Genomic DNA, 23,910 nt, shown 5'->3' on the forward strand with positions numbered 1-23,910 from the left:
GATGATCGCGGGCAAAGCGATCGTGGTCGGCTAGTCCCCCGCCCCTGTGGGGAGGGGACTTTTCCAACACATTAGAACATCCAAACGTGCTCACAGTCACATTCCGGCACGGTCCGTTAACCGGACGTCAAGGTTAATGCGGGATTTTTAATGGAATGTTCCCGCGTTCCATGCCCGGAGTTCGTGTTGCGTCGAAAGAGCCCTTCCCGTAGCAAGCTGCGTCTTTTTCCCGAGAACTGGGTGTCTCCGGTCATCTTCGGTCTTGCCGGCTGGCTGATTTTCCCGAGCGTCGCATCCCATGCCGATCTCGCCGCCATGCTGGCCGGCCTCGATCATCAAGGCGAGAACTGGCGCATGGTGCTGACCAATTCGCCGGCCGGCTCCATCCACCAGGCCGAACTCGCTTTCGCCGAGCCGATGGTGACCGGTTCGATTTCCGCCGGCGCCGGCATGGTGCTGCCCGATGGTCGCAAGGTCGCCTTTACCGCCAAAGACAAGGGTCACGAGGACACGCCGGACGAAGATCGCGTCAACCGCTCCACCAAGAAGGGCCGTGTCGTTGCCGTCGAGAAGATGCAGCCGCCGAAGGACTTTTCCGCCGGCTCCATTCTCGAGCGCACCAGGATGCTCTTCACCCCGAGCTTCGACCTCAAGGACAGGTCTGCCTTCGTCAAGCCGAAGATCCAGGGCAAGGAAATCGAGATCGCCACTTCTTTCTATAAGAAGCAGCCTGTCGTGACCGACAATGGCGTGCCGGCAATGCTCGCAAGCCTCGTCACCAGCAACAAGGCCGATGTGCTCGCCACCGCCTATGCACCGCCTGCACCCGACTATTCCCGCCAGTCGCCGTTCGATTCCATCCTGACCGAGAAGGATAGCGGCCGCTTCGTTCCGGAGATTGGCCCGCGCGATCATGCCTGGGCCGCAAGCGTGCTGGCGCCGAGCGTCTTTTCCGCCCGCGAACAGCAATGCCTTGCCTCCGGCATCTATTTCGAGGCGCGGGGGGAATCGGTGAAGGGCCAGGCGGCCGTCGCCCAGGTCATCCTCAACCGCGTCCGCAATCCTGCCTATCCCAAGACCATCTGCGGCGTCGTCTATCAGAACGAGGATTGGCGCAACCGCTGCCAGTTTTCCTTCGCCTGCGACGCCATCAAGGACAGGGTGAACTCGGAATATCATTGGCGAGTCGCCCGCGATGTGGCGATGGCGGTGACGGCAGGCAAGATCTGGCTGCCGCAAGTGGGCTCGGCGACGCACTACCATGCCGTCTATGTCAGGCCGAAATGGGCAAGGACCATGGAAAAGGTCGGTCGCATCGGTCTTCACGTCTTCTATCGCACCTATGGAGGCGGCTGGAGCTGAGATAAATCGCCTGGGCAAGGCGATTTGCGGGGCTTTAAAGCGGATTCTTTCCATCGAATTTAAGCGATCGGCCTTAAATTGGCCTATCTATTTGATTTGACGAATTTATTTTCTCGCTGGACAGAAGCTGTCTACGCCTTGACTATACCAATCCCTAAAACTATGTTGCGCGCGACTTCAGAACGGGCCGGAAGGGTCTCAACCTTCGTGTCCGGGGTCCGAATGACCGGGGTAGCGGGAGTGCGGGCGACGGGCAGACGAGGAGAGATCCATGGCGGACGACCGCGAGGAAAGTCTTGAAAAGCGCCGTGCGCAATTGGGAGCGAAACTCGCGACCAAGGGCGTCGAGACGGGAGAAGACGAGGCTAGGGAAGCCCGCGCCGAGGTAAGCCGCAAAGGTTATGCCCAGGCGATGAAGCTTTCCAGCGAGTTCATTTCCGCAATCGTCGTCGGTGCTCTGCTTGGCTATCTCCTCGACCGTTTTGTTGGCACGGCGCCTTGGGGTTTGATTGTTCTTCTGCTTCTCGGATTTTGTGCCGGCGTTCTGAACGTGCTGCGTTCTGCGGGGGTGGTGGCCCATCCCCTGGACGACAAGGGCGACAAGAAATAAGGACCGGTTCCGGTCCAGTGCAATGACCCCGCGTTCTGCGGGCCAAAGAGAGAGAACAAGCGGTGTCTAACGATCCGACTCATCAGTTCCTGATCCAGAAGATTGTGCCGATCGAAATCGGCGGAATTGATTTTTCGTTCACCAATGCATCGCTCTTCATGGCCGCTTCTGCTGCCGTTGCCGTAGGCTTCCTCTATTTCGCGACCTCGAACCGCGCCATCGTGCCGGGTCGTTCGCAGTCGGTCGCGGAAATGTCCTATGAGTTCATCGCCAACATGCTGAAGGAAGGCGCGGGCAAGCAGGGAATGAAGTTCTTCCCGCTGGTCTTTTCGCTCTTCACCTTCGTCCTGACGGCGAACCTGCTCGGCATGTTCCCGTATTTCTTCACGGTCACCAGCCAGATCATCGTCACCTTCGCGCTCGCGCTCCTGGTTATCGGCACGGTTCTCGTCTACGGCTTCTATAAGCACGGCTTCCACTTCCTGAATGTCTTCGTGCCGTCGGGCGTACCGGGCGTTCTGCTGCCGCTTGTTGTCACGATCGAAATCATTTCGTTCCTGTCCCGTCCGATTTCACTCTCTGTTCGTCTTTTTGCGAACATGCTCGCCGGTCACATCACGCTGAAGGTGTTCGCAGGCTTCGTCGCCTCGCTTGGAGCCCTCGGTGCTGTCGGTGTCGGCGGAGCCGTTCTTCCCCTCATCATGACCGTCGCCCTGACCGGTCTCGAGTTCCTCGTCGCCTTCCTCCAGGCTTACGTCTTTGCGGTGCTGACTTGCATGTACCTCAACGACGCAATCCATCCGGGCGGGCACTAAGGATAACGACATCGACGTCAAAGGGCGTCAGTCATTCGCCGCAACAACCATTTCAAAGGAGTTCAACATGGAAGCGGAAGCAGCAAAGTACATCGGTGCGGGCCTGGCTTGCTTTGGTATGGCCGGTACGGCTCTCGGCCTCGGCAATATCTTCGGCAGCTACCTCTCCGGCGCACTGCGCAATCCGTCTGCCGCTGACAGCCAGTTCGGCCGTCTGGTATTCGGCTTCGCCGTTACGGAAGCTCTGGGCATCTTCTCGCTGCTCGTCGCTCTCCTCCTCCTCTTCGCCGTCTGATATCGGCGAATAGATGGATCACGGCCTGCGACCGCAAGCCGTGATCCTTTGCATTTGCAGTCCACCTGGAGGTGAGCATGTTTTTTGTGACCCCGGCTTACGCTGAGGAAGCACCGGCGGCAGCGACGGGTACGGATGCGCATGCCGCTCCGGCCGCAGGCGAGGTCCATACCGAGACTGGTGTTGCCGAAGGCGAACACGCCCGCGGCCCTTTCCCGCCTTTCGATTCGACGACCTTCGCATCCCAGCTGCTCTGGCTGGTGATCACGTTCGGCGTCTTCTATTTGCTCATGCAAAAGGTCATCGCGCCGCGCATCGGGGCCATCCTCGATCAGCGTCACACGCGCATTTCCCAGGATCTGGAAGAAGCAGGCCGCCTGAAGGCGGAAGCCGACGCCGCCGTCCGGACCTATGAAGGTGAACTGGCCGCTGCGCGCGCCAAGTCCAACGCGATCGGCTCTGCCGCACGCGACGCCGCCAAGGCCAAAGCCGAAGAGGATCGCCGCGCTGTCGAGGCGAGCCTGTCGGAAAAGATCAAGGCTGCCGAAGTTCGTATTGGCGAGATCAAGGCCAAGGCCTTCGCCGACGTCGGCACCATTGCCGAGGAAACCGCGGCTGCCGTGGTCGATCAGTTGATCGGCGGCACCGTCGCCAAGGCCGATGTCGCTGCTGCTGTCGCAGCTGCCAAGAAGGAGGCTTGATCGATGGAATTTGCCTTTGACGCAACTTTCTTCGCCTTTGTCGGCCTCGTCCTCTTCCTGGCGCTGGTCGTTTACCTGAAGGTTCCGGGCATGATGGCACGGTCGCTCGACGACCGCGCCGACCAGATCCGCAACGAATTGGCCGAAGCCAAGCGTCTGCGCGAAGAGGCCCAGCACCTGCTCGCCGAATACCAGCGCAAGCGCAAGGAAGCGGAAGCCGAAGCGGCCCACATCGTTGCCGCCGCTGAGCGCGAAGCCGAAATGCTGACCACTGAGGCGAAGAAGAAGACGGAAGAATTCGTCGCCAACCGCACGGCGCTTTCCGAGCAGAAGATCAAGCAGGCCGAGGCCGAGGCGATGAAGGCGGTGCGTTCCGCTGCCGTCGATCTCGCAATCGCGGCCGCCGAAACCGTGCTTGCCAAGCAGGCCGATGCCAAGGTTCAGTCCGAGCTCTTCGGCAATGCCGTCAGCCAGGTCAAGACGCGGCTCAACTGAGCTGTATCGAAAAGATTGAGAGCGAAGGCCGGGCATGTCCCGGCCTTTTCTTTTGTCGATGACCCGGCCTCGTGCTGGGGGCGAGCCGCTGGTCTCGACCCATCCTTCGGACCCCCGTAAACGGGGCGAAGGGACCATGCCGCGACCTCTCCGTTCTTACTCGGAAATAAGCTGATCCATCTCGGGACCATCCTCCACCTTGCGCAACGGCCGGAAGCTCATCCGGTGCAGGGAGCAGGGGCCGTGTTTTTCGATGCCGGCGCGGTGCTGTGCGGTGCCGTAGCCCACATGCGCGGCAAAGCCGTAATCTGGAAACACATGATGTGCCCGTGCCATCATCCGGTCGCGCGTCACCTTGGCGACGATCGAGGCCGCGGCGATCGAGACCGAGCGGGCATCGCCCTTGACCACCGCCTGTCCGGGGCAATCGAGGCCGGGCGGCACGTCGAGCCCGTCGGTCAGCACGTAGCTTGCCGGAATGGCGAGGCTGCAGATGGCGCGGCGCATGGCGTCGAGGCTAGCCTTGCGGATATCGGTCTCGTCGATGCGCGTCGAGCTGGAGGAGGCGATGGAGACGGTCGCGGTCGCCAGAATCTGCGCGAACAGTTCCTCGCGCCGTTGCGCCGAAAGCTGCTTGGAATCGTTCAGACCCTCGGGGATGCGTTTGGGATCGAGGATGACGGCAGCGGCGACCACAGGCCCGGCCAGCGGCCCGCGGCCTGCCTCGTCGGCGCCGGCAACCGGCCAGTGGCCGGCCCTGCGGGCTTTGAGCTCGAGTTTGAAATCCGGCACGAGCGGAACCGTGTCGAAAAGCAGGGGAGAATCGGGTGGCGTGCGAGGTTTCATGCGGCTGAACCTCGCACGCCAACCCGATTTCCCGCAAGTCCCCGGATCAGGGCGGCGGCCGGGGACCGGTCCGGCGGATGGTGGCGGTCAAGGCCATCCGCGGGAATTGCGCTCGGGGCTCGAAGACAGGGCGGTTCTATCGAGAAGCCGATGCGCAAGCTACAAGCAATTCCAGGAAAAGTGCGAAGCGGTTTTCCGTTCGGAATTGCGTAAAGGCCAGAGAGCAGTTCCCGGCAAAGCGCGAAGCGGTTTGCCTGAACTGCGTAAAACAAAAGGTCAAAGAAGCGACAGCTGGACGCCGCTGCCGTCGGGCGGCACGAACAGGTCGTCGCGCAGCGGCACGCTGCGTCGCGTCAGGCCGAAACGCCGGGCTGCCATCTCAAATCGCCTGGCGATCTGCCAGGCATAAGGACCGGCGCCCTTCATGCGCTTGCCGAATTCGGCATCGTAATCCTTGCCGCCGCGCATCGAGCGCACCAGCGACATCACATGCCGGTAACGATCGGGGTAATGTTGCAGCAGCCAATCACGAAACAGCGGGCTGACCTCGAGCGGCAGCCTGAGGATGACATAGCTCGCCTCGGCGGCGCCGGCAGCCTTGGCCGATTCGAGAATGCGCTCCAACTCGTGATCGTTCAGCGCCGGGATCAGCGGGGCGGCCATCACAGCCGTCTGGATGCCGGCTTCGGCAAGGGTGTGGATCGTCTCCAGCCGCCGCGGCGGTGTTGCGGCCCGCGGCTCCATCGTCCGGGCAAGCTTGCGATCCAGCGTGGTCACGGAGATGCCAACGCGCACCAGGTTCTTGCTTGCCATCTCCCGCAGAATGTCGAGATCACGCAGGATCATCGCCGATTTGGTGACGATCGAGACTGGATGGTTTGCCTTGTTCAAGACCTCGAGGATGCCGCGCATGATGCGCCATTCCTTTTCGATCGGCTGATAGGGGTCGGTATTGGTGCCGATGGCGATCACCCGCACCTTGTAGCCGGGTTTGGCGAGCTCCCGCTCCAGCAACTTTGCCGCATCGGGCTTGGCAAACAGCTTCGTCTCGAAATCGAGCCCTGCGGAAAGCCCCATATAGGCATGCGTCGGCCGGGCGAAACAATAGATGCAGCCATGTTCGCAGCCGCGATAGGGATTGATCGAACGGTCGAAGGAAATATCCGGCGATTCGTTGCGGGTGATGGCCGTGCGCGGCTTCTCGACCTGCACTTCCGTCTTGAACGGCGGCAGTTCTTCCCATGTCTGCCAGCCATCGTCGAAGGTCTCCCGCTGCAGCGCTTCGAACCGCCCCGTCGGGTTCAATCCCGCCCCACGCCCGCGCCGCCGATCGACCTCGACCCTTAGACCCGAGGAAACGATCATCGCATCGGCAATATCTGCCGTATTGGCAGGCGCGAATGCGGCCTGCCCTGCCAGGGACTGCTCTCTCATCGGATTCTCCCGTGGCGGAAAGCCATCGCCTCCGCCCGTTTTGCTGATTAAATTCCTATCGGCAAAATGAGAACAATGCAAGAACAAAATAAGGAAAACGGCGCTGGCAAAAATTTGTGCGGCGCATTATAAACAGTCAATGTTGACGGTTGTTCTCGAATGTCAGGATCAGGAATCTGAACTGGCGCAGACTTTATCGGTCTTGGTGGCAGGCGCAGTGGAGGGGCTGGTGAGCGATGTGATCGTGCTCGATCACGGCTCTCGCGACGGCACCTCACGGGTGGCCGACGCTGCCGGCTGCCGCTTCCATTCGCAATGGGATATCAAGGACATCGTCCGCTCGGCGCGCGGCGAATGGCTGCTCTTCGTCGAGCCGGGCGCCAGGCCGCAGGCGGGCTGGATCGATGAGATCGCCGAATATGTGGCGCTGAACAAGCTGCCGGCGCGCTTCACCGCGTCGAGGGGCTATCGCCGCCCGTTCTTCCAGCGTGTCGGCCGGGCCGTACCGCCGCTGGAACTCGGTTTCCTGGTGTCGAAAAAGCTGGCACTCGCCACCGCCAAAAGCGGCATGCGGCTTGCCGAATTCGTCAAGGGCCAGAAACCGCGGCGGCTGGCGAGCGAGCTCATTCCGTCCTGGGTCGCCCGCGCCGCACGGTAGCTGCCGCGATCCCCTCCCACCGCTCGCGCAAAAGATGGCGCCCAATAGGATTTCGCGCTATAATTCAAACATGGCGCCGTCGAAGCGCCGCGCTTCGCAACGGAATGGCCATGGAATGCCGGTGAACGGCAGAACAGGTCAGCGACAATCTCCTCTTCTGCCGGGTACCCGGCGAAAGGAGGTGCGTCATGACACGCGGTATGATCTACGGCCTGCTGGCCGTCATATTGCCGATATTGGTGATCGCGCATCCGCATTCGGCAGCATCGCAGATGATGCGCAGTTGCGCAGGCCGACCCGAAATCGTCAATTTCCTGGACAAGAACTTCGCCGAAAAGCTCACGGCAGTCGGACTGATCAACCAGAACGCCATTCTTGAGGTCTATGCCGCCGAAAGCGGCACCTGGACCCTCATCGTCACGGATGTTCACGGCGTAAGCTGCATTCTGCTGTCGGGTGATAGCTGGGATACCATGCCCGTCCTGCCGGGCCTGGCCACATAGGAATGCCGCTCTTGCAGGCAGTCTACTTCGTCGCGCCGCGTTTCAGGTGCTCGTCCAGCCGCGGCATGATCTCGACGAAATTGCACGGCACGCTGCGGTAGTCGAGTTGGCCTTTCAGAATGCCGTCCCAGGCATCCCGGCAGGCGCCGGGCGAACCCGGCAGCGCGAAGATGAAGGTGGCATTGGCAACGCCTGCCGTGGCGCGCGATTGGATCGTCGCCGTGCCGATCTTCTCGTAGGAGATCCGGTGGAAGATGGCGGAAAAGCCGTCCATCCGCTTTTCGAACAAAGGCTCCAGCGCCTCGGGCGTCACGTCGCGGCCGGTAAAGCCGGTACCACCCGTGGTGATGACGACGTCTATGTCTTTGCTGTCAATCCAGGCCTTTACCCGGGAGGCAATCTCCGTGCGATCATCGGGCACGATGCCACGGTCGACCAGCCGGTGGCCCGCTTCGGTGATCCGCGCCGCCAGCGTGTCGCCTGACTTGTCCGTCTCCGGCGTGCGCGTGTCCGAGATCGTGAGAACCGCAATACCGACCGCGATGAAGGGCCGCTTTTCGTCCAGAGCTGCCATCATATGCCTCCCGAAACCGTTTCCGTCGCCTGGAAATACCAGTCGGGCCGCGCGTCGTGAAGAGCCGCCGCCGCATCTTCGGCGGCGGTCATAGTGGCAAAGATGCCGAAGCAGGTGGCGCCGGAACCGGACATGCGGGTCAACAGCGCGCCGCTGGCCTGCAGCATCGCCGAGATCGCCGATATCTCCGCCACAAGCTCACGCGCCGGCGGTTCCAGATCGTTGCGGGCGGCACCGATCGCCGCGAGCCAGTCGGCAGTGTTGGGCACGCGCGGAGCCAGGCTCAAGGCCGGATTGTCCTTTGTCGCCAACCGGCGGAAAACTTCGGGCGTCGACACGCCCTTCAGCGGATTGGCAAGCACCATGGCAAAGGCCGGCAGATCGGGCACCGGTTCGATCTTCTCGCCGATGCCGCGGGCAATCAGCGGCCGGCTTTCCATGCACATCGGCACGTCGGCGCCGAGCTTCAGCGCCAGCATAGCAAGCGCGTCCTCGGGCAACCTCGTGCCCCAGAGGCGCATCAGCCCCCGCAAGGTCGCAGCTGCGTCGGCCGAGCCGCCGCCGATGCCGGAGGCGATCGGCAAATTCTTCTGGAGGTGGATATGGACGGGGAAGGCGAGGGCTCCGACCGCCTCGCGCAGGAGATCACGCGCCCTCAGCACGAGGTTGGTGCCGCCATCTTCGGCAAGCGCGCCGCCGAAACGGCCTGACAGGGTGAAGGCGTCGGCCTGTGCGGGCAGGAAACCCAGCCGGTCGCCATGCTCTGCGAAGGTCACCAGCATATCGAGCAGATGATAACCGTCCGACCGCTGGCCCGTCACATGCAGGGCCAGGTTGATCTTCGCGCGCGCCTCTTCGGTGACGCCGAAAGCGTCGGCCAGGCCCTCTTCAGGCATGCATCCCGCCCGTCAGGATTTCTTGTCGACCGGCGGCGGCGTGACGGGGGCCGGATCCGGCTGCTTCTTGTCGGCCGCCTTGGCATCGTCGCTGACGGGAGGCAGGCCGTTGGCGACCTTGTCCTTGATCTTCGGGATCTCGGCAGCCTCAGGCTCGGAGCTGAGCGCCCGGTTCCACTGGTAGACGGCTTCGAGCTTGCGCCCGACGCGCCAATAGGCATCGCCGAGATGGTCGTTGATCGTCGCGTCGCCGGCCTTGATCTGGGCGGCCCGCTCCAGCTCGTCGACGGCATCGTCGAAGCGGTTGAGGCGGAAATAAGCCCAGCCGAGCGAATCGATGATGTAACCGTCGTCAGGGCGAAGATCGACGGCCTTCTTGATCATCCCGAGACCTTCGTCGAGGTTACGGTTCATGTCGATCCAGGAATAGCCGAGATAGTTCAGCACCTGCGGCTGGTCGGGGTTGAGCTCCAACGCCTTGCGGAAATTCGGCTCCGCCTGGTCCCACTTCTTCAACCGTTCATAGGCGATGCCGCGCTGGAAGAAGACGCTCCAGTTGGCGCGGCCGGGAATGGGGCCGATCGCTTCGACGGCCTTGTCGTAATTGGCGGCCATCGCCTCGTAGTCCTTGGCGTCGGAGAGCACGCTGCCATAGGCGAGGTAGCTGCGGATGTCCTTCGGGTCGGAGGTGATCAGCGCCTGCAGATGCTTGCGCGCCTCGTCCACCTTGCCGCCCTGGGCAAGGGCAAGGCCGAGCTGCAACTCGGAGATGCGCCGCATCGGCGAATTCTCCGGCACCTTCTTGTAGAGCGCGATGGCGCGGTCCATCTGGTTCTGCTTCTCGGCGATGCCGCCGAGCAGCACCAGCGTATCGGCGCTGTTCGGATCGAGCGCATTGGCCGTCTGCAGGTAAAGCGAAACGATGTCCTCGGCGCCGTCGCGGTTCAGTGCGCCGCCGACCGAAAACAGCACGCCGGCAGCCCCTTCTTCGGCTGTCTTGACCTGCTGTTCCTGCTTCTCGTCCTTTTCGATGCTGTCGCGCAGCGCGTTCAGCGGCGCATAATTCGGCAGCAGGTTGTCACCGACGGAAACGGCGTCGAGCGCCTTCTGCTTATTGCCCTGCGTTGCTTCGAGGCGGGCAAGCGCCATCACCGCGCGCATGAAGGTGTCGGGCGCCGTCGCACCGCCTTCCTTGTCGAGCACGGCATCGTTCAGATGCTTGCGGGCGGACTTCACATCGCCGGTGGCGATGGCGATCGCCCCGGCATTGTAATTCTGGAAGATGCGGAACCAGTCCGGTCCCTTCATCTTCTCGACCATGGTGAGCGCTTCCTTGCCGCGGCCGGCGCCGACGCGGGCCCAGGCAAGCAGCAGGTCGTTCATCATCCGGTCGAGATCGTTCGGCCCCTTATATTTCAGGATGGCCTCGGCGGTCTTGTAGTCGTCGCGGCGCACGGCATCCATGCCGCGCACGATCGTGGTGATGCGCTCGACGGAAGGATCGCCCTTCAGGTCGTTGGCATATTTGACGCCCTCCTTGATGTCGCCATTGAGCAGCAGCGAGATCATCAGCCGCTGGCGAATCTCGGGATTGCCGGGTTCGATCTGCAGCGCCTTCTTGTAGAGTTCGATCGCGGTTTCGTAGTCATGATCGACATCGGCCGTGCGGGCGGCGAGGAAGGCGCCGGAGAAACTGGTGACGCTATCGGCATCGAAGAAACTGTCGGTCTTTGCGGCATCGCCCGTCTTGGCCGCATCCTCGGCGTTGACGCCGCCGACGCCGCCCAGCGAAAGGACAGCGGCCAGCGCTGCGCTCGTAAGAAGACGGATGGCAAATCTCTGCCGCATTAGGAAACCTTTCTTCGACAGCGTCCCGGCAATGGGGCCGGCCGCAAAACAAGTTGCGATCACTGATTCATAACAGGATGGCTTTTTTGAAGCGGCGCTGCAAGAAAATCAGCCTGCGATCAAGGACGATTGATCAATTGACGCGCTCGATGCAGAAGTCGATCACTTCCATCAGGGAGGATTTCCAGACGGTATCGGGAAGCGGCGCAAGCGCATCCCGTGCGATCGTGCCGTAATGGATCGCGCGGCCGATCGTGTCGCTGAGCGTGCCATATTTGGTGATCAGCCCCAGCGCTTTTTCGAGGTTGGCGTCGGTGCTGTTGCCGGCTTCGATCGCATCGCGCCAGAACGCGCGCTCGTCCTCGGTGCCGCGGCGATAGGCGAGAATGACCGGCAGAGTGATCTTGCCCTCGCGGAAATCGTCGCCGACATTCTTGCCGAGATCGGCAGCCTTGCCGCCATAGTCGAGCGCGTCGTCGACGAGCTGGAAGGCGAGCCCGAGATTCATGCCATAGGATTTCAGGGCGTTGCGGCCGGACCGGCCGGCCTCGGCGACGATCGGCCCGACTTCGGCGGCGGCGGCAAAGAGAGCGGCCGTCTTGGCGCGGATGACGGAGAGATAATCGTCTTCCGTCGTCTCCATGTTCTTGGCGACGGAAAGCTGCAGCACTTCACCTTCGGCGATCACGCAGGCGGCCGAGGACAGGACGTCGAGCGCATCGAGCGAGCCGACATCGACCATCATGCGGAAGGCTTGGCCGAGCAGGAAGTCGCCGACCAGCACGCTTGCCTGGTTGCCCCAGATCATCCGGGCCGTCGATTTGCCGCGGCGCAGATCGCTCTCGTCGACGACGTCGTCATGCAGCAGCGTCGCCGTGTGCATGAACTCGACCGATGTGGCGAGCTTGACGTGGTTTTCGCCCCTGTAGTCGAACAGCGAGGCGGAAGCCAGCGTCAGCATCGGCCGCAGCCGCTTGCCGCCGGATGAGATCAGATGGTTCGCCACTTCGGGGATCATCTGCACGTCGGAGCCGGCCTTGGACAGAATGAGCTGGTTTACTCGCTCCATATCCGCCCTGGTGAGATCGACCAGCGGCTTTATGGATGCCAGTTTGTTTTTGCTTTCTTCAAGCGGTATGACCACGCCCAACGACCCGGACTCCTATTCATTCATTGCACCTGACAATAGAAAGGGGCGATGGACGCGGCAAGGGGTGAATTGTCGCGCTGAGCGAAATTGGAAGGAAAACGACGGCAAATGCATGAGCTTATCCGCGCCAACGACCCCGTTCTTCTCTCCTATGCCGAGAGTTTGATGAAGGATGCCGGAATTCACTGCTTCATCGCCGATCAGGGCATGAGCGTGCTGGAGGGCTCGCTCGGCATGCTGTCGCGCCGCCTGCTGGTGGACGAGGAGATGGCCGATCAGGCGCGCCGCATCCTCATCGATGCCGGTCTCGGCGGCGAGCTGCGCGAGCGGAAGTGAGCTCCGATGGCAGGCGAAACCACTGACACCATCGATGCCTTCCACCGCGGCGCCTTCCATGTGGTGCAGCCAAAGGGCAGGGGCCATCGCGCCGGCATGGATGCGATGCTGCTTGCGGCTCTCGTCGCCGACGATCGCCCGGTCAGGGTTGCCGATCTCGGCGCCGGCGCCGGTGCCGCCGGCCTTGCCGTCGCTTCGCGGCTTGCCGATGCAGAGGTGGTGCTCTTCGAGCGCTCGGCCGAGATGGCCGATTATGCCCGCCGCAGCATCCTCTTGCCCGGCAATGCCCATGTCGCGGACCGCGTCAGCGTCGTCGAGGCCGATGTGACCCTGACCGCCAAGGCGCGCAACGATGCCGGCCTTACCGATGAGAGCTTCCACCATGTCATCATGAACCCGCCCTTCAATGATGCCGGCGACCGGCGCACGCCGGATGCGCTGAAGGCCGAAGCCCATGCGATGACCGACGGCCTGTTCGAAAGCTGGATCCGCACGGCCGGCGCCATCATGATCCCCGGCGGCCAATTGTCGCTGATCGCCAGGCCTCAGTCGATCGCCGAAATCATCCTCGCCTGCGGCCGTCGCTTCGGCGGCCTCGAAATGACAGCCATCCACCCGCGTCCGGGTGAAAATGCCGTCCGTATCCTGGTGACCGCAATCAAGGGATCGCGGGCGCGGCTGTCGCTGCGCGCGCCTCTGATCATGCACGAAGAGGGGAGCCACAAGTTCTCCCCTCTCGTCGATGATTTCAACAATGGCCGGGCGGCTTACACCAGAATCTAGCCGGTGACGAAGTCGAAGAGCAGCTTGACGTTCAACCCGGCGATGACGACCGCGACCACATAGGCGATGCCGCTCAGCCAGCGCGGCGCCACCAGCTCGCCCATCTTGGCCTTGCTGGCGGTGAACATGACAAGCGGGAAGACGGCGAAGGAAAGCTGCAGGCTGAGCACCACCTGCGTCAGGATCAAAAGCTCGGCCGTGCCTTGATCGCCATACCAGATGGTGACGATTGCCGCCGGCACGATGGCGATGGCGCGGGTGATCAGGCGGCGCATCCATGGCTTCAGCCGGATCTTCAGGAAGCCTTCCATGACGATCTGACCGGCAAGCGTTGCCGTCACCGTCGAATTGAGGCCGCAGCAGAGAAGCGCGATGCCGAACAGCGTCGGCGCGATGGCGAGGCCGAGCAGCGGCGACAGCAGCGAATGCGCCTCGCCGAGTTCGACGACGTCGGTCTTCCCATGCGCGTTGAAGGCGGCAGCCGCCAGGATCAGGATCGAGGCGTTGATCAGCAACGCGAAGCACAATGCGACCGTCGAGTCGATCGTCGCAAAGGTCAGCGCCTCCTTCTTCTCAGGGATAGTATGGCCATAGGCCCGCGTCTGCACGATGCCGGAGTGGAGGTAGAGATTGTGCGGCATGACGGTGGCGCCGAGAATGCCGAGCGCCAGGTAGAGCATCTCGGGATTGGTGACGATCTCGGTGGTCGGGAAGAAGCCGGTGAGGACGGCGCCCCATTGCGGGTCGGCAAGCAATATCTGCACGCCGAAGCAGATCGCGATGACGCCGAGCAGCGCGATGATGAAGGCTTCCACCCAGCGGAAGCCGAGCTTCTGCAGGAAGAGGATCACGAAGACGTCGAGCGCGGTGATCAGCACGCCGAGTTCGAGCGGGATGCCCATCAAGAGGTTGAGGCCGATCGCCGTGCCGATCACCTCGGCGATATCGGTGGCGATGATGGCGATTTCGGCAAACGCCCAGAGCGGCACCGAGACATATTTCGGAAAAGCGTCGCGGCAAGCCTGCGCAAGATCGCGGCCGGAGGCGATCGCCAGGCGGGCGCAGAGCGATTGCAGCACGATCGCCATCAGGTTGGAAAGCAGTGCGACGGTGAGCAGCGCATAGCCGAATTTCGAGCCGCCGGCGAGCGAGGTCGCCCAGTTGCCGGGGTCCATGTAGCCGACGGCGACCATATAGCCCGGCCCGGCGAAAGCCGCCGCCCTACGCCACATCGAGCTGTGACGCCCGGTTCCGACGGTGCGGTAGACATCGGACAGCGACGCCTCGCCGCGTTCGTGCCGCCAGCCGCTCTTTGCATTCGGATTGAGGACGTCCATGCGATTTCCACCTGTTTTAGCGTCGGTGCACTATGACGGATTAGAATGATAATGCAATTCATTCGCAACAAGAAAATCAATCCCGATGCTTCGGGCCGATGTTTTCAGGAACGCGGCCATTGCGTTTGGCGTTCCAGCGCATACATGGATGCCGATCGCAAATTGCGAGCGTGCGACCCGAAGCAAAGGATGGGAAATGGCCGGATTCTTGAGAAAGCTGCTGCCGAAACGGTTCCGCAAGGACGGCATCACCATCCCGGTCGTCCGGTTGCAGGGGGCGATCATCAGCGGCGGCGGCCAGTTCCGGCCAACCCTCAATCTCGCCAATGTCTCACCGGTTCTGGAAAAGGCCTTCGCCATGAAGGACGCGCCGGCGGTCGCCATCTCCATCAATTCGCCGGGCGGCTCGCCCGTGCAGTCCCGGCTGATCTTCACCCGCATCCGCGAGCTCGCCCGCGAGAAGCAGAAGAAGGTTCTGGTCTTCGTCGAGGATGTCGCCGCCTCCGGCGGTTACATGATCGCGCTCGCCGGCGACGAGATCATTGCCGATGCCACCTCCATCGTCGGCTCGATCGGCGTCGTCTCCGGCGGTTTCGGCTTTCCCGAACTCTTGAAGAAAATCGGCGTCGAGCGCCGCGTCTATACGGCGGGCGAAAACAAGGTGATCCTCGATCCGTTCCAGCCGGAAAAGGAAAAGGATATCGAGTATCTGAAGAGCCTGCAGCTCGAAATCCACCAGGTCTTCATCTCGATGGTGCGCGAGCGTCGCGCCGGCAAGCTGAAGGACGATGCGGCGGTCTTCTCGGGCCTGTTCTGGAGCGGCACGCGCGGTCTCGAACTCGGCCTCGTCGATGGCCTTGGCGACATGCGCCAGGAATTGAAGAGGCGCTACGGCCAGAAGAGCAAGCTGGAGCTCGTCACCGCCGGCCGCGGCCTGTTCGGCCGCCGGATTCCCGGCGTCTCGCCGGTCTCGCTCGAAGGGGCTGCATCCGGTCTCGCAACGGGGCTTGTCGAAGCGGCGGAAGAGAGAGCATTGTGGAGCCGTTTCGGGCTTTGAAGGGAGCAAGAGAGGGGCATGCCGCAGTTAATTACTATCCTGATCCTGGTTTTCTCAGCCTGGTGGCTCTACCGCCGCTTCGTCTCCGATGCCCGCAAGCTCGCCGAAAAATCGCGCCGCGCTGAAAAGGAGCGCCAGACGGGCGCCATCGGCACGCTGGTCAAGGATCCGGCGACGGGAGAATACCGGCTGAAGCGCGAGGGAGAATAGGGGCGGGACTATACCGGCCTCTCACCCGGCGCTTGCCCCTCATCCGCCTGCCGGCACCTTCTCCCCGCTCGCGGGGAGAAGGGAAATATGCCGCACCGGCATCCTCAATCTCGCCGCAGCGTTTGGCACGTCCCCTCGCCCCGCGAGCGGGGAGAGGGTTAGGGTGAGGGGCAGCCGAATTCCTCTTCCATATCGCCCCAGTCGCCTCTCGCCGCCGCAAAAGTCTTGACCCCCGTCGCCCTCCATGGCACCTGTCGCGCCGATAATTCCCAAGCAATCGGTGCCGTTCGATGTCAGCTATCCCAGACCATATGAACCCGAAGCGCTCCTTCCAGGCGCTGATCCTGACCCTGCATAGCTACTGGGCGGACAAGGGTTGCGCGGTGCTGCAGCCCTACGACATGGAAGTCGGTGCCGGCACCTTTCATCCCGCCACTACGCTGCGCGCCCTCGGCCCCAAGCCGTGGAAGGCGGCTTACGTGCAGCCGTCGCGCCGCCCGTCCGACGGCCGCTATGGCGAGAACCCGAACCGGCTGCAGCATTATTACCAGTACCAGGTCATCCTGAAGCCGAACCCGCCCAATCTGCAGGAGCTCTATCTCGGTTCGCTGGCGGCGATCGGCCTCGATCCGCTGCTGCATGACATCCGTTTCGTCGAGGACGACTGGGAAAGCCCGACGCTCGGCGCCTGGGGCCTCGGCTGGGAATGCTGGTGCGACGGCATGGAAGTCTCGCAGTTTACCTATTTCCAGCAGGTCTGCGGCATCGAATGCTCGCCGGTCGCAGGCGAACTGACCTATGGTCTCGAACGTCTCGCCATGTATGTCCAGGGCGTCGACAATGTCTACGACCTGAACTTCAACGGCCGCGAAGGCGACGAGAAGATCAGCTATGGCGATGTCTTCCTGCAGGCCGAGCAGGAATATTCGCGCCATAATTTCGAATTCGCCAATACCGAGATGCTGCATCGCCACTTCGTCGACGCCGAGAAGGAATGCCGCGCACTGCTCGATGCCGGCGCGCCGGGGGATAACGCCAACCAGCGCCTGCACAAATGCGTCTTCCCGGCCTATGACCAGTGCATCAAGGCCAGCCACGTCTTCAACCTGCTCGACGCCCGCGGCGTCATCTCGGTCACCGAGCGTCAGAGCTACATCCTGCGCGTACGCACCCTTGCCAAGGCCTGCGGCGAAGCCTTCCTGCTGACCGACGCCGGCGGCGTCAATCTGGCCAAAGAGGCGGCGTGACGCAAAACCCTGTCGGCCGTATCATCCATATCAACGGCTGGCCGGGCACTGGAAAGCTGACTGTCGGTCGCTTGCTGGCAAAAAGGCTCGGCGCGCGGCTCATCGACAACCATACACTGCTCAATCCTGCCGAGGCTCTGTTCTCCCGCAGCGATCCGCTGCACGCCTCGCTGAGAGGGCAGATTCGTCACGCGGTTTTCGACCATGCCACGCGGGCGGACCCTGCCGAAAGCTTCGTCTTTACCGATGCCCTGTCGGACGACGCAGATGACGCTGCGACCTTCTCCTGGTACAGCGATCTGGCCGCCGCGAGAGGCGCCGATCTCGTGGCGATCCTGTTCGATTGCGCCCCGGAGGAGAATGCCAGGCGTCTTGTTGCTCCCGGCCGGGCTGAGGCGCTCAAGCTGACGGATACGGCGACGTTACAACGGCTGCGGGCAAACCATAAACTGCTGCGTGGGCTGGCTGAACGCACCGTCGAAATCGACACGACAGGCTTTTCACCGGAGCAGACGACTGTCCGAATCCTCGCCGATATCGGCGTTTGACGGCAGCGGGAAAACCCGCGTAGTCTCCGCGCGAACATTGCTTCGCTGTGGGCGCTGCTCGATGCCGGCGCCCCGGCGACAACGCTAACCAGCGCCTGCACAAATGCGTCTTCCCGGCCTATGACCAGTGCATCAAGGCAAGCCATGTCTTCAACCTGCTCGACGCCCGCGGCGTCATCTCGGTCACCGAGCGCCCGAGCTACATCCTGCGGGTACGCACGCTCGCCAAGACCTGCGGCGAAGCCTTCCTGCTAGCCGATGCCGGCGGCGTCAACCTGGCCAAAGAGGCGGCGTAAGAGCCGTCGCAAAAAATTCCGTCGCTTCCGAGACTGTGCGTCTTTTACGCGAACCGCTCGATCGCTATCTTATCGGATGTTTCGGTCAGGTATAGATTCGGACTGCCTTTTGAAGAGCGGTATTCTTTATTGTAAAATCTCATTTGAAAATTGCGCAGCCAGCGTGCCGCGCCTGTTTTCACGGTTGATATCATGCGCAATTCTTGTGTTGCTGACCTCGTGCAGCGATTTTGACAAGGAGTTCGCCGTTCAATCGGCAAAAACGACGATCGACGTGTCCGCCGACGGCACCGCCCTAGTGTCGGAAAGCTTCGATGTCTTAGTCAAGAAGTGGGAAAACTACGGCGGTGTTTACGTTGATATCCCTCAACGTTTCAAGGATGCGTCAGGCGGGGTTCACTGGCGCGATTTCGCTCTGGTCGCCGCCCGGCATGACGGATCCGACGAATATTATTTCAAAGAAAACAACGTGCCGGGCTATTCGATCTATATCGGCAAGGAGCACTGCAAACGCTGCCCCGCGGATCTGCCCCCCGGCGTCAGTAACATCCAGATCGCCTACCGACTCGGCCGTCTGGTCCGTCAGGAAGGCGATCGCCAGGTTCTTTTCCTGCCGGCCTATATGGGCCGTGTCCATGACCAGGGCGCCAGAAAAACGCTTGCTCTAAAGGTGCCGCCCGGCGGTGCGCTGCGCCCTTCGCGCGATGATCCGGCGACCTATGAGATCATACAGAAGGCACCGGATGAGTTTGTGGTGTCTATTGCGGCAGGTAAGGGGGATCGGGTTCTGCCGGACATCGAGATCGAATATCCCGGAGGAGCTTTTCTGGGCGGAACGAGCGACAGGCGGATGCGGTGGTGGCTCTCGGATCACTTTCTCCCATTCCTGAGCATTTTGGGGCCGCTGATCGTCGCGCTGGTTGTTATCCTCAAATTTCGACCTTCGTGGCTTTTGCCTGCACCATTGATGGCTGTCGACATCAAAATGACGGAGGGCATATCCCCGGCTCTGGCAGCCTATCTGTTCCTGAACTGGAAGGCAGACGCGGCAAAAGCGGCCTTCATGGCGTCTGTCTGTCATCTCGCAGTGAAGCGAACGCTTCGCATTTCCAGCCTGGGCGAAGATGCGGAGGCCTCGGACTTATTGGCAAAGCAAGAGCGCAGGAAGGCCAAGGCGGGACGCGCCAAATGGTATAGCCTTCCGGTTGCCACGCGCTTGGTATTTGCGCGAATTGAAAAGGAGCGGCCTGTCGGTGATCGGCGCAGAGTTAAAGCCGCCCGGCCTGATGTTAGAGATGAATTGCACAGAACAGTCACTGAGGAGTATCAAAACGTCAGAGGCATAGATCGGTGGAGCTTGTGGGCTGTAGTCTCCATTCTGGCTCTTGGCATTGCCGTGGCTTTTTTCTCCGGCCTCTTAGTCTTCTCAGCGGCCCTCTGCGGGATATTGGTGATATCTTTCATATTTGTAATGATGTTCCGACACCCAGAGCGGCTTTCCATCCGAACCGACTTGCGGCAGGCGGTTAGTTTATATTTGACTTTCCCGGGGCTAATGATTCTCGCGCTGTTCTATGTTGGCACTCATGAGGTTATCAGCGAACAGCAGCCATATCTGGCGGCAATTTTGTTGAACATTGTCGGCATTGTCATTGTTACTGCAATGCTGCGCATGCCAACCCCAAAACAGCGGCAGGTGCGCAATAACACGCTGATTTTGAATCGTTATTTCCGCGGCGAAATAGACGGCCCGGCAATGTCGGTCGAGTGCTACGAGCACTATCTGCCTTTCGCCGTCGCGCTTGACGTCGAACAACGCTGGACCGAACGCTTCAATCGCTGGCGAGCGAGCGAAAAGATGGATGCCTATGCACCGGATTGGCGCATAAGTTCTTAGATGGACGGTATTATCGAGGTCTCATCGAAATTCGTCGAAGAATGCCTGCGCCAAGATGACTTTGCTATGCCGAATCACTAACGTGCGATCATCAAATCGGGGGCTCATCTGCATGTATGTGATACTCGCTATTATCGTCGTCATCGCGCTCTATCTCGTCTTCATCTATAACGGCCTGGTTCGCGCACGGCAGATGGCAGAAGAAGCCTGGTCGGGCATTGACGTGCAGCTCAAGCGCCGTGCCGACCTGATCCCGAACCTGATCGAGACGGTCAAGGGTTATGCCGCCCATGAAAAGTCGACACTCGAAGAGGTGGTGTCGCTCCGCAACAAGGCTCAGGCCGTGCCGTCAGGCGATGTCGCGGGCAGGGCGCAGGCGGAGGGACTGCTTGGCCAGGCGCTCGGCCGGGTCATCGCGCTCGCCGAAGCCTATCCGGATCTCAAGGCCAACCAGAATTTTGCCGAGCTGCAGGCCTCGCTGGAAACCATGGAAGGCGAGCTGCAGATGGCGCGCCGTTATTACAATGGTGCCGCCCGCGACCTGAACGTCAAGGTCGAAAGCTTCCCGTCCAATCTGGTCGCCGGCCAGTTCGGTTTTGCCAAGCGGGACTATTTCGAAATCACCAACGAGACCGACCGCGCCGTCCCCAGCGTGAAATTCTGACGATCCGGCATTTTGCCTTTGCCAGAAAGCGATTAAGAGCAAGGGCGGATTGCGGCCGGTAATGGTCGCCTTAGGGACGGAAGAACAGCATGACACGCACAGCCAAACTCACGATCACCCCGCCGGGCAAGCCGCTTTCGGGCCGCGCCATGCCGCCGGGCTCCAAGTCGATCACCAACCGCGCGCTTCTGCTCGCCGGCCTTGCCAAGGGCACCAGCCGGCTGACGGGCGCGCTGAAGAGCGACGATACGCGATATATGGCCGAAGCGCTGCGGGCCATGGGGGTTTCGATCGACGAGCCCGATGACACCACCTTCGTCGTCACCGGCAGCGGCAGGCTGCAGCCGCCGAAGGCGCCGCTCTTCCTCGGCAATGCCGGCACCGCGACACGCTTCCTGACGGCGGCGGCGGCTCTGGTCGACGGCACCGTCATCGTCGACGGCGACGAACATATGCGCAAACGCCCGATCGGCCCGCTGGTCGAGGCGATGCGCACGCTCGGCATCGACGTGAGCGCCGAAACCGGCTGCCCGCCGGTCACGGTCAAGGGCACCGGCCGCTTCCAGGCCGACCGCATCCGCATCGATGGCGGCCTGTCCAGCCAGTATGTCTCGGCGCTGCTGATGATGGCGGCCGGTGGTGACCGGCCCGTCGACATCGAACTCGTCGGCGAGGATATCGGCGCGCTCGGTTATATCGATCTGACCACCGCGGCGATGAAGGCCTTCGGCGCCAAGGTCGACAAGACCAGCCCGGTGACCTGGCGCGTCGAGCCGACTGGCTACCGCGCCGCCGACTTCATCGTCGAGCCCGATGCTTCGGCTGCAACCTACCTCTGGGCCGCCGAGGTTCTCACCGGCGGCGCGATCGATCTCGGTGTTCCCTCCGATACCTTCTCGCAGCCCGATGCCCGCGCCTATGACATCATCGCCACATTCCCGCACCTGCCGGCAGAGATCGACGGCTCGCAGATGCAGGATGCCGTTCCGACGCTTGCCGTGCTTGCCGCCTTCAACGAGACGCCGGTTCGCTTCGTCGGCATCGCCAATCTGCGCGTCAAGGAATGCGACCGCATTCGGGCCCTGTCCACGGGGCTCAACAATATCCGCGAAGGTCTGGCTGTCGAGGAGGGCGACGATCTGATCGTTCATGCCGATCCTGCTCTCGCCGGTCAAACGCTGCCGGCCGAGATCGATACCTTTGCCGATCACCGTATCGCCATGAGTTTCGCGCTCGCCGGGCTGAAGATCGACGGCATCACCATTCTCGATCCCGATTGCGTCGGCAAGACTTTCCCTGCCTATTGGCGGACACTGGCGGCACTCGGCGTGACATATCGGGACAAGGATTGACGAAAACGCAGCCGAGGCTGCCGACGGAGAGACAGGGATGGGGCGTCGGTTTTTCGGATTTTGCTTTGCACTGCTGTTGATGCTCGCCGCCCCGGCGGCCTTTGCCGCCGAGGTGATCGACAATTTTGCCTCCGACATCGTGCTGGAAAAGAGCGGCGCGATGACGGTGACGGAAACGGTCACCGTCAATGCCGAGGGCGACCGGATCAATCACGGCATCTTCCGCGATTTTCCGCTCTATTTCACCGATGCCTCGGGCCGTCGCCGCAGCGTCGATTTCGATATGGTGTCGGTCCAGCGCGATGGCGTGGATGAGCCCTGGCACACTGAATCGATATCGGGCGGCATCCGCATCTATGCCGGTTCTGCCGATGTGACCGTGACACCGGGCCGTCATCACTATGCCTTTACCTACAGGACCAACCGGCAGATCCGTTATTTCGACGATCATGACGAACTCTATTGGAACGTCACCGGCAATGGCTGGATCTTCCCGATCCGCTCGGCGACGGCGACGGTGACGCTGCCGCCGGGTGTCACTGCCACCGAGACGACCTTCTTCACCGGCCGGCAGGGCGCAACTGGAAAGAACGCCCGCGCCAGCGAAACCGGCGCCGGCATCGTTTTTTCCACCACCGCGCCTCTCGGTCCCAGCGAAGGTCTGACTTTCGCCATCCGCATGCCGAAGGGCTCGATCGATCCGCCGGGCACGGATATGGAAAGCACATGGTGGCTAAAGGACAACCGTGATTATTTCATCGGCTTCGGCGGCCTGATCCTGGTGTTCGCCTATTATATCAGATCATGGCTGAAGGTCGGTCGCGATCCTGCCCGCGGCGTCGTCGTGCCCCGCTGGGACGCGCCTGATGGTATCTCGCCGGCACTGGTCAACTACATCGACAATAAGGGCTTTTCCGGCGAGGGCTGGACCGCCCTTTCCGCCACCGCCCTCAATCTTGCGGTTCGCGGTTACGTCAAGCTCGAAGATCTGAAGAATTCGATTGTCATCCGCGGCACCGGCAAGGCGCTCGGCAAAGAGAAATTCCAGGCCGGCGAGATCGAACTGCTGAAGGCCGCTGGCGGCGCCGGCAAGACGCTGACGATCGACAAGGCCAATGGCGAGCGGGTGAAGTCCGTCGGCCAGGCTTTCCGCTCGGCGATCGAGAAAGAGCACCGCGGCAAATATTACAATTCCAACCTCGGTTATACCACGGGCGGCATTGCGCTCAGCGCCGCCGCCCTGGTGGCGCTGTTCGTCTTTGGGTCGCTGCAGCCCGACACCATCGCGCTGATGCTGATCCCGATCGCCATCTCGGTCTTTGTCGCGGTGTTCGTCGCCGGCTTCATGCGGTCGCTGCATCGCGGCAGGTCGCTGTTCGGCAAGATCATCGCCATCATTGCCACGGCGATCGGCGTTTTCGTCGGCATCAGCATCCTGGCGACCGTGGTCCTGGCGCTTGCCTCGTCGCTGGTGGAACTGCATGAAACGCCGATGCTCTTTGCCGTCGGCGGCATAGTACTGCTCAACATCCTCTATTTCTTCATCATGGGCGCGCCGACCCCGCTCGGCGCCAAGATGATGGATGGCATAGACGGCTTGCGCCAATATCTGACGCTGGCCGAGAAGGACCGGATGAACACGGCAGGCGCGCCGGAAATGTCGCCGCAGCATTTCGAGACGCTGCTGCCCTATGCGGTGGCGCTCGGCGTCGAAAAGCCCTGGTCGCGCACCTTCGAAACCTGGCTTGCGGCAGCCGCTGCCGGTGCGGCTGCCACCTATGCGCCCGCCTGGTATTCCGGCAATTTTAACAGCGGCAGCTTTTCCGATCGTATCGGCGGCTTTTCCTCGTCGATGGCCTCGACCATCGCTTCGACGATTCCGGCACCGCCGCCATCCAGCTCATCCTCCGGTTTTTCCGGCGGCGGTTCGTCGGGCGGCGGTGGAGGAGGCGGTGGAGGCGGGGGCTGGTAGCTTTCCCGCTTGACCTTTGGGCCC

The 23,910-nt window shown here is 61.9% G+C and carries 25 protein-coding genes and 1 pseudogene; 19 read left to right on the top strand and 7 right to left on the bottom strand.

What is annotated here, in order from left to right; genetic code table 11:
* Nucleotides 1–150 precede the first annotated feature (150 nt).
* From FHX10_RS24895 to FHX10_RS24920, 6 genes are all read left to right on the top strand, one after another.
* Nucleotides 151–1,362 (top strand): cell wall hydrolase, encoded by a 1,212-nt coding sequence (locus tag FHX10_RS24895; RefSeq protein ID WP_028756716.1) that lies wholly within the window; start codon nt 151–153, stop codon nt 1,360–1,362.
* Between the two features lie 271 nt (nt 1,363–1,633).
* Complete coding sequence (locus FHX10_RS24900; RefSeq protein ID WP_028756715.1) at nt 1,634–1,972, top strand: AtpZ/AtpI family protein; 339 nt, start codon at nt 1,634–1,636, stop codon at nt 1,970–1,972.
* 62 nt (nt 1,973–2,034) lie between these two features.
* Nucleotides 2,035–2,787, top strand: coding sequence for a F0F1 ATP synthase subunit A (locus tag FHX10_RS24905; protein ID WP_018245007.1), 753 nt, complete (start codon nt 2,035–2,037; stop codon nt 2,785–2,787).
* Between the two features lie 67 nt (nt 2,788–2,854).
* A complete protein-coding gene (locus FHX10_RS24910) occupies nt 2,855–3,082 on the top strand; it encodes a F0F1 ATP synthase subunit C (protein WP_003545854.1) in 228 nt (75 codons plus the stop codon).
* A 77-nt stretch (nt 3,083–3,159) separates the two neighbouring features.
* Entirely contained in the window at nt 3,160–3,783 is a 624-nt protein-coding gene (locus tag FHX10_RS24915; RefSeq protein ID WP_028756714.1) for a F0F1 ATP synthase subunit B, read from the top strand.
* Nucleotides 3,784–3,786: 3 nt separating this feature from the next.
* Nucleotides 3,787–4,278 (top strand): F0F1 ATP synthase subunit B, encoded by a 492-nt coding sequence (locus FHX10_RS24920; RefSeq protein WP_028756713.1) that lies wholly within the window; start codon nt 3,787–3,789, stop codon nt 4,276–4,278.
* Nucleotides 4,279–4,434: 156 nt separating this feature from the next.
* Here FHX10_RS24920 and FHX10_RS24925 read toward each other — a convergent pair whose 3' ends face one another.
* Both FHX10_RS24925 and FHX10_RS24930 read right to left on the bottom strand, forming a co-directional pair.
* Nucleotides 4,435–5,124, bottom strand: coding sequence for a ribonuclease HII (locus FHX10_RS24925; RefSeq protein ID WP_028756712.1), 690 nt, complete (start codon nt 5,122–5,124; stop codon nt 4,435–4,437).
* A 276-nt stretch (nt 5,125–5,400) separates the two neighbouring features.
* Nucleotides 5,401–6,558, bottom strand: a complete 1,158-nt coding sequence (locus FHX10_RS24930) for a PA0069 family radical SAM protein (RefSeq protein WP_028756711.1) — start codon at nt 6,556–6,558, stop codon at nt 5,401–5,403.
* Nucleotides 6,559–6,697: 139 nt separating this feature from the next.
* Here FHX10_RS24930 and FHX10_RS24935 point away from each other — a divergent pair, with 139 nt between their 5' ends.
* Nucleotides 6,698–7,216, top strand: coding sequence for a glycosyltransferase family 2 protein (locus FHX10_RS24935; RefSeq protein WP_028756710.1), 519 nt, complete (start codon nt 6,698–6,700; stop codon nt 7,214–7,216).
* Between the two features lie 188 nt (nt 7,217–7,404).
* Nucleotides 7,405–7,719: a hypothetical protein gene (locus FHX10_RS24940; protein WP_028756709.1), complete on the top strand. Its 315-nt coding sequence runs from the start codon at nt 7,405–7,407 to the stop codon at nt 7,717–7,719.
* 22 nt (nt 7,720–7,741) lie between these two features.
* Here FHX10_RS24940 and moaB read toward each other — a convergent pair whose 3' ends face one another.
* The 4 genes from moaB to FHX10_RS24960 form a co-directional block, all read right to left on the bottom strand.
* Nucleotides 7,742–8,293, bottom strand: coding sequence for a molybdenum cofactor biosynthesis protein B (moaB, locus tag FHX10_RS24945; RefSeq protein WP_028756708.1), 552 nt, complete (start codon nt 8,291–8,293; stop codon nt 7,742–7,744).
* A complete protein-coding gene (locus FHX10_RS24950) occupies nt 8,293–9,189 on the bottom strand; it encodes a 4-(cytidine 5'-diphospho)-2-C-methyl-D-erythritol kinase (RefSeq protein ID WP_168332566.1) in 897 nt (298 codons plus the stop codon). Before FHX10_RS24950 ends, moaB begins: the two co-directional genes overlap by 1 nt.
* 12 nt (nt 9,190–9,201) lie before the next feature.
* A complete protein-coding gene (locus FHX10_RS24955) occupies nt 9,202–11,037 on the bottom strand; it encodes a tetratricopeptide repeat protein (RefSeq protein WP_028756706.1) in 1,836 nt (611 codons plus the stop codon).
* Between the two features lie 133 nt (nt 11,038–11,170).
* On the bottom strand, nt 11,171–12,187 hold the full coding sequence (locus FHX10_RS24960) for a polyprenyl synthetase family protein (protein ID WP_028756705.1): 1,017 nt from the start codon (nt 12,185–12,187) through the stop codon (nt 11,171–11,173).
* A 108-nt stretch (nt 12,188–12,295) separates the two neighbouring features.
* On the opposite strand from FHX10_RS24960, the gene FHX10_RS24965 reads away from it, so the two are divergent.
* Together FHX10_RS24965 and FHX10_RS24970 are read left to right on the top strand one after the other, a co-directional pair.
* Nucleotides 12,296–12,523, top strand: a complete 228-nt coding sequence (locus FHX10_RS24965; protein WP_024321294.1) for a DUF2007 domain-containing protein — start codon at nt 12,296–12,298, stop codon at nt 12,521–12,523.
* Between the two features lie 6 nt (nt 12,524–12,529).
* Nucleotides 12,530–13,306, top strand: a complete 777-nt coding sequence (locus FHX10_RS24970; RefSeq protein ID WP_028756704.1) for a tRNA1(Val) (adenine(37)-N6)-methyltransferase — start codon at nt 12,530–12,532, stop codon at nt 13,304–13,306.
* Here FHX10_RS24970 and FHX10_RS24975 read toward each other — a convergent pair.
* Entirely contained in the window at nt 13,303–14,643 is a 1,341-nt protein-coding gene (locus FHX10_RS24975) for an Nramp family divalent metal transporter (protein WP_028756703.1), read from the bottom strand. The two genes, FHX10_RS24970 and FHX10_RS24975, sit on opposite strands and share 4 nt — an antisense overlap.
* Nucleotides 14,644–14,839: 196 nt before the next feature.
* Between FHX10_RS24975 and FHX10_RS24980 the strand changes: the two genes are divergently transcribed.
* The 9 genes and pseudogenes from FHX10_RS24980 (at nt 14,840) to FHX10_RS25020 (ending at nt 23,886) form a co-directional block, all read left to right on the top strand.
* The gene (locus tag FHX10_RS24980) at nt 14,840–15,700 is read left to right on the top strand and encodes a S49 family peptidase (RefSeq protein WP_028756702.1); all 861 of its coding nucleotides are present in this window, start codon (nt 14,840–14,842) and stop codon (nt 15,698–15,700) included.
* Nucleotides 15,701–15,718: 18 nt separating this feature from the next.
* Nucleotides 15,719–15,910 (top strand): membrane protein, encoded by a 192-nt coding sequence (locus FHX10_RS24985; protein WP_003556931.1) that lies wholly within the window; start codon nt 15,719–15,721, stop codon nt 15,908–15,910.
* 290 nt (nt 15,911–16,200) lie between these two features.
* A complete protein-coding gene (locus tag FHX10_RS24990; protein WP_028756701.1) occupies nt 16,201–17,157 on the top strand; it encodes a glycine--tRNA ligase subunit alpha in 957 nt (318 codons plus the stop codon).
* Nucleotides 17,154–17,705, top strand: coding sequence for an AAA family ATPase (locus FHX10_RS24995; protein WP_028756700.1), 552 nt, complete (start codon nt 17,154–17,156; stop codon nt 17,703–17,705). The genes FHX10_RS24990 and FHX10_RS24995 overlap by 4 nt, the downstream gene beginning before the upstream one ends.
* A gap of 71 nt (nt 17,706–17,776) precedes the next feature.
* Nucleotides 17,777–18,001: pseudogene (locus FHX10_RS25000) on the top strand (glycine--tRNA ligase subunit alpha); the annotation flags it as partial.
* A gap of 163 nt (nt 18,002–18,164) precedes the next feature.
* Entirely contained in the window at nt 18,165–19,898 is a 1,734-nt protein-coding gene (locus FHX10_RS25005) for a DUF2207 family protein (protein ID WP_312862919.1), read from the top strand.
* 112 nt (nt 19,899–20,010) lie between these two features.
* Nucleotides 20,011–20,562: a LemA family protein gene (locus FHX10_RS25010; protein WP_028756685.1), complete on the top strand. Its 552-nt coding sequence runs from the start codon at nt 20,011–20,013 to the stop codon at nt 20,560–20,562.
* Between the two features lie 89 nt (nt 20,563–20,651).
* Nucleotides 20,652–21,914: a 3-phosphoshikimate 1-carboxyvinyltransferase gene (locus FHX10_RS25015; RefSeq protein ID WP_028756686.1), complete on the top strand. Its 1,263-nt coding sequence runs from the start codon at nt 20,652–20,654 to the stop codon at nt 21,912–21,914.
* Between the two features lie 37 nt (nt 21,915–21,951).
* The gene (locus tag FHX10_RS25020) at nt 21,952–23,886 is read left to right on the top strand and encodes a DUF2207 domain-containing protein (RefSeq protein WP_028756687.1); all 1,935 of its coding nucleotides are present in this window, start codon (nt 21,952–21,954) and stop codon (nt 23,884–23,886) included.
* The last annotated feature ends 24 nt before the right edge of the window (nt 23,887–23,910 follow it).

It is taken from the genome of Rhizobium sp. BK591, assembly GCF_014195045.1.
GTDB lineage: Bacteria > Pseudomonadota > Alphaproteobacteria > Rhizobiales > Rhizobiaceae > Rhizobium > Rhizobium anhuiense.

Coding starts and splice junctions, on each gene's coding strand:
- FHX10_RS24895 (WP_028756716.1), top strand. CDS start 151: ATGGAATGTTCCCGCGTTCCATGCCCGGAGTTCGTGTTGCGTCGAAAG.
- FHX10_RS24900 (WP_028756715.1), top strand. CDS start 1,634: ATGGCGGACGACCGCGAGGAAAGTCTTGAAAAGCGCCGTGCGCAATTG.
- FHX10_RS24910 (WP_003545854.1), top strand. CDS start 2,855: ATGGAAGCGGAAGCAGCAAAGTACATCGGTGCGGGCCTGGCTTGCTTT.
- FHX10_RS24915 (WP_028756714.1), top strand. CDS start 3,160: ATGTTTTTTGTGACCCCGGCTTACGCTGAGGAAGCACCGGCGGCAGCG.
- FHX10_RS24920 (WP_028756713.1), top strand. CDS start 3,787: ATGGAATTTGCCTTTGACGCAACTTTCTTCGCCTTTGTCGGCCTCGTC.
- FHX10_RS24925 (WP_028756712.1), bottom strand. CDS start 5,124: ATGAAACCTCGCACGCCACCCGATTCTCCCCTGCTTTTCGACACGGTT.
- FHX10_RS24930 (WP_028756711.1), bottom strand. CDS start 6,558: ATGAGAGAGCAGTCCCTGGCAGGGCAGGCCGCATTCGCGCCTGCCAAT.
- FHX10_RS24935 (WP_028756710.1), top strand. CDS start 6,698: ATGTTGACGGTTGTTCTCGAATGTCAGGATCAGGAATCTGAACTGGCG.
- FHX10_RS24940 (WP_028756709.1), top strand. CDS start 7,405: ATGACACGCGGTATGATCTACGGCCTGCTGGCCGTCATATTGCCGATA.
- moaB (WP_028756708.1), bottom strand. CDS start 8,293: ATGGCAGCTCTGGACGAAAAGCGGCCCTTCATCGCGGTCGGTATTGCG.
- FHX10_RS24950 (WP_168332566.1), bottom strand. CDS start 9,189: ATGCCTGAAGAGGGCCTGGCCGACGCTTTCGGCGTCACCGAAGAGGCG.
- FHX10_RS24955 (WP_028756706.1), bottom strand. CDS start 11,037: ATGCGGCAGAGATTTGCCATCCGTCTTCTTACGAGCGCAGCGCTGGCC.
- FHX10_RS24965 (WP_024321294.1), top strand. CDS start 12,296: ATGCATGAGCTTATCCGCGCCAACGACCCCGTTCTTCTCTCCTATGCC.
- FHX10_RS24970 (WP_028756704.1), top strand. CDS start 12,530: ATGGCAGGCGAAACCACTGACACCATCGATGCCTTCCACCGCGGCGCC.
- FHX10_RS24975 (WP_028756703.1), bottom strand. CDS start 14,643: ATGGACGTCCTCAATCCGAATGCAAAGAGCGGCTGGCGGCACGAACGC.
- FHX10_RS24980 (WP_028756702.1), top strand. CDS start 14,840: ATGGCCGGATTCTTGAGAAAGCTGCTGCCGAAACGGTTCCGCAAGGAC.
- FHX10_RS24985 (WP_003556931.1), top strand. CDS start 15,719: ATGCCGCAGTTAATTACTATCCTGATCCTGGTTTTCTCAGCCTGGTGG.
- FHX10_RS24990 (WP_028756701.1), top strand. CDS start 16,201: ATGTCAGCTATCCCAGACCATATGAACCCGAAGCGCTCCTTCCAGGCG.
- FHX10_RS25010 (WP_028756685.1), top strand. CDS start 20,011: ATGTATGTGATACTCGCTATTATCGTCGTCATCGCGCTCTATCTCGTC.
- FHX10_RS25015 (WP_028756686.1), top strand. CDS start 20,652: ATGACACGCACAGCCAAACTCACGATCACCCCGCCGGGCAAGCCGCTT.
- FHX10_RS25020 (WP_028756687.1), top strand. CDS start 21,952: ATGGGGCGTCGGTTTTTCGGATTTTGCTTTGCACTGCTGTTGATGCTC.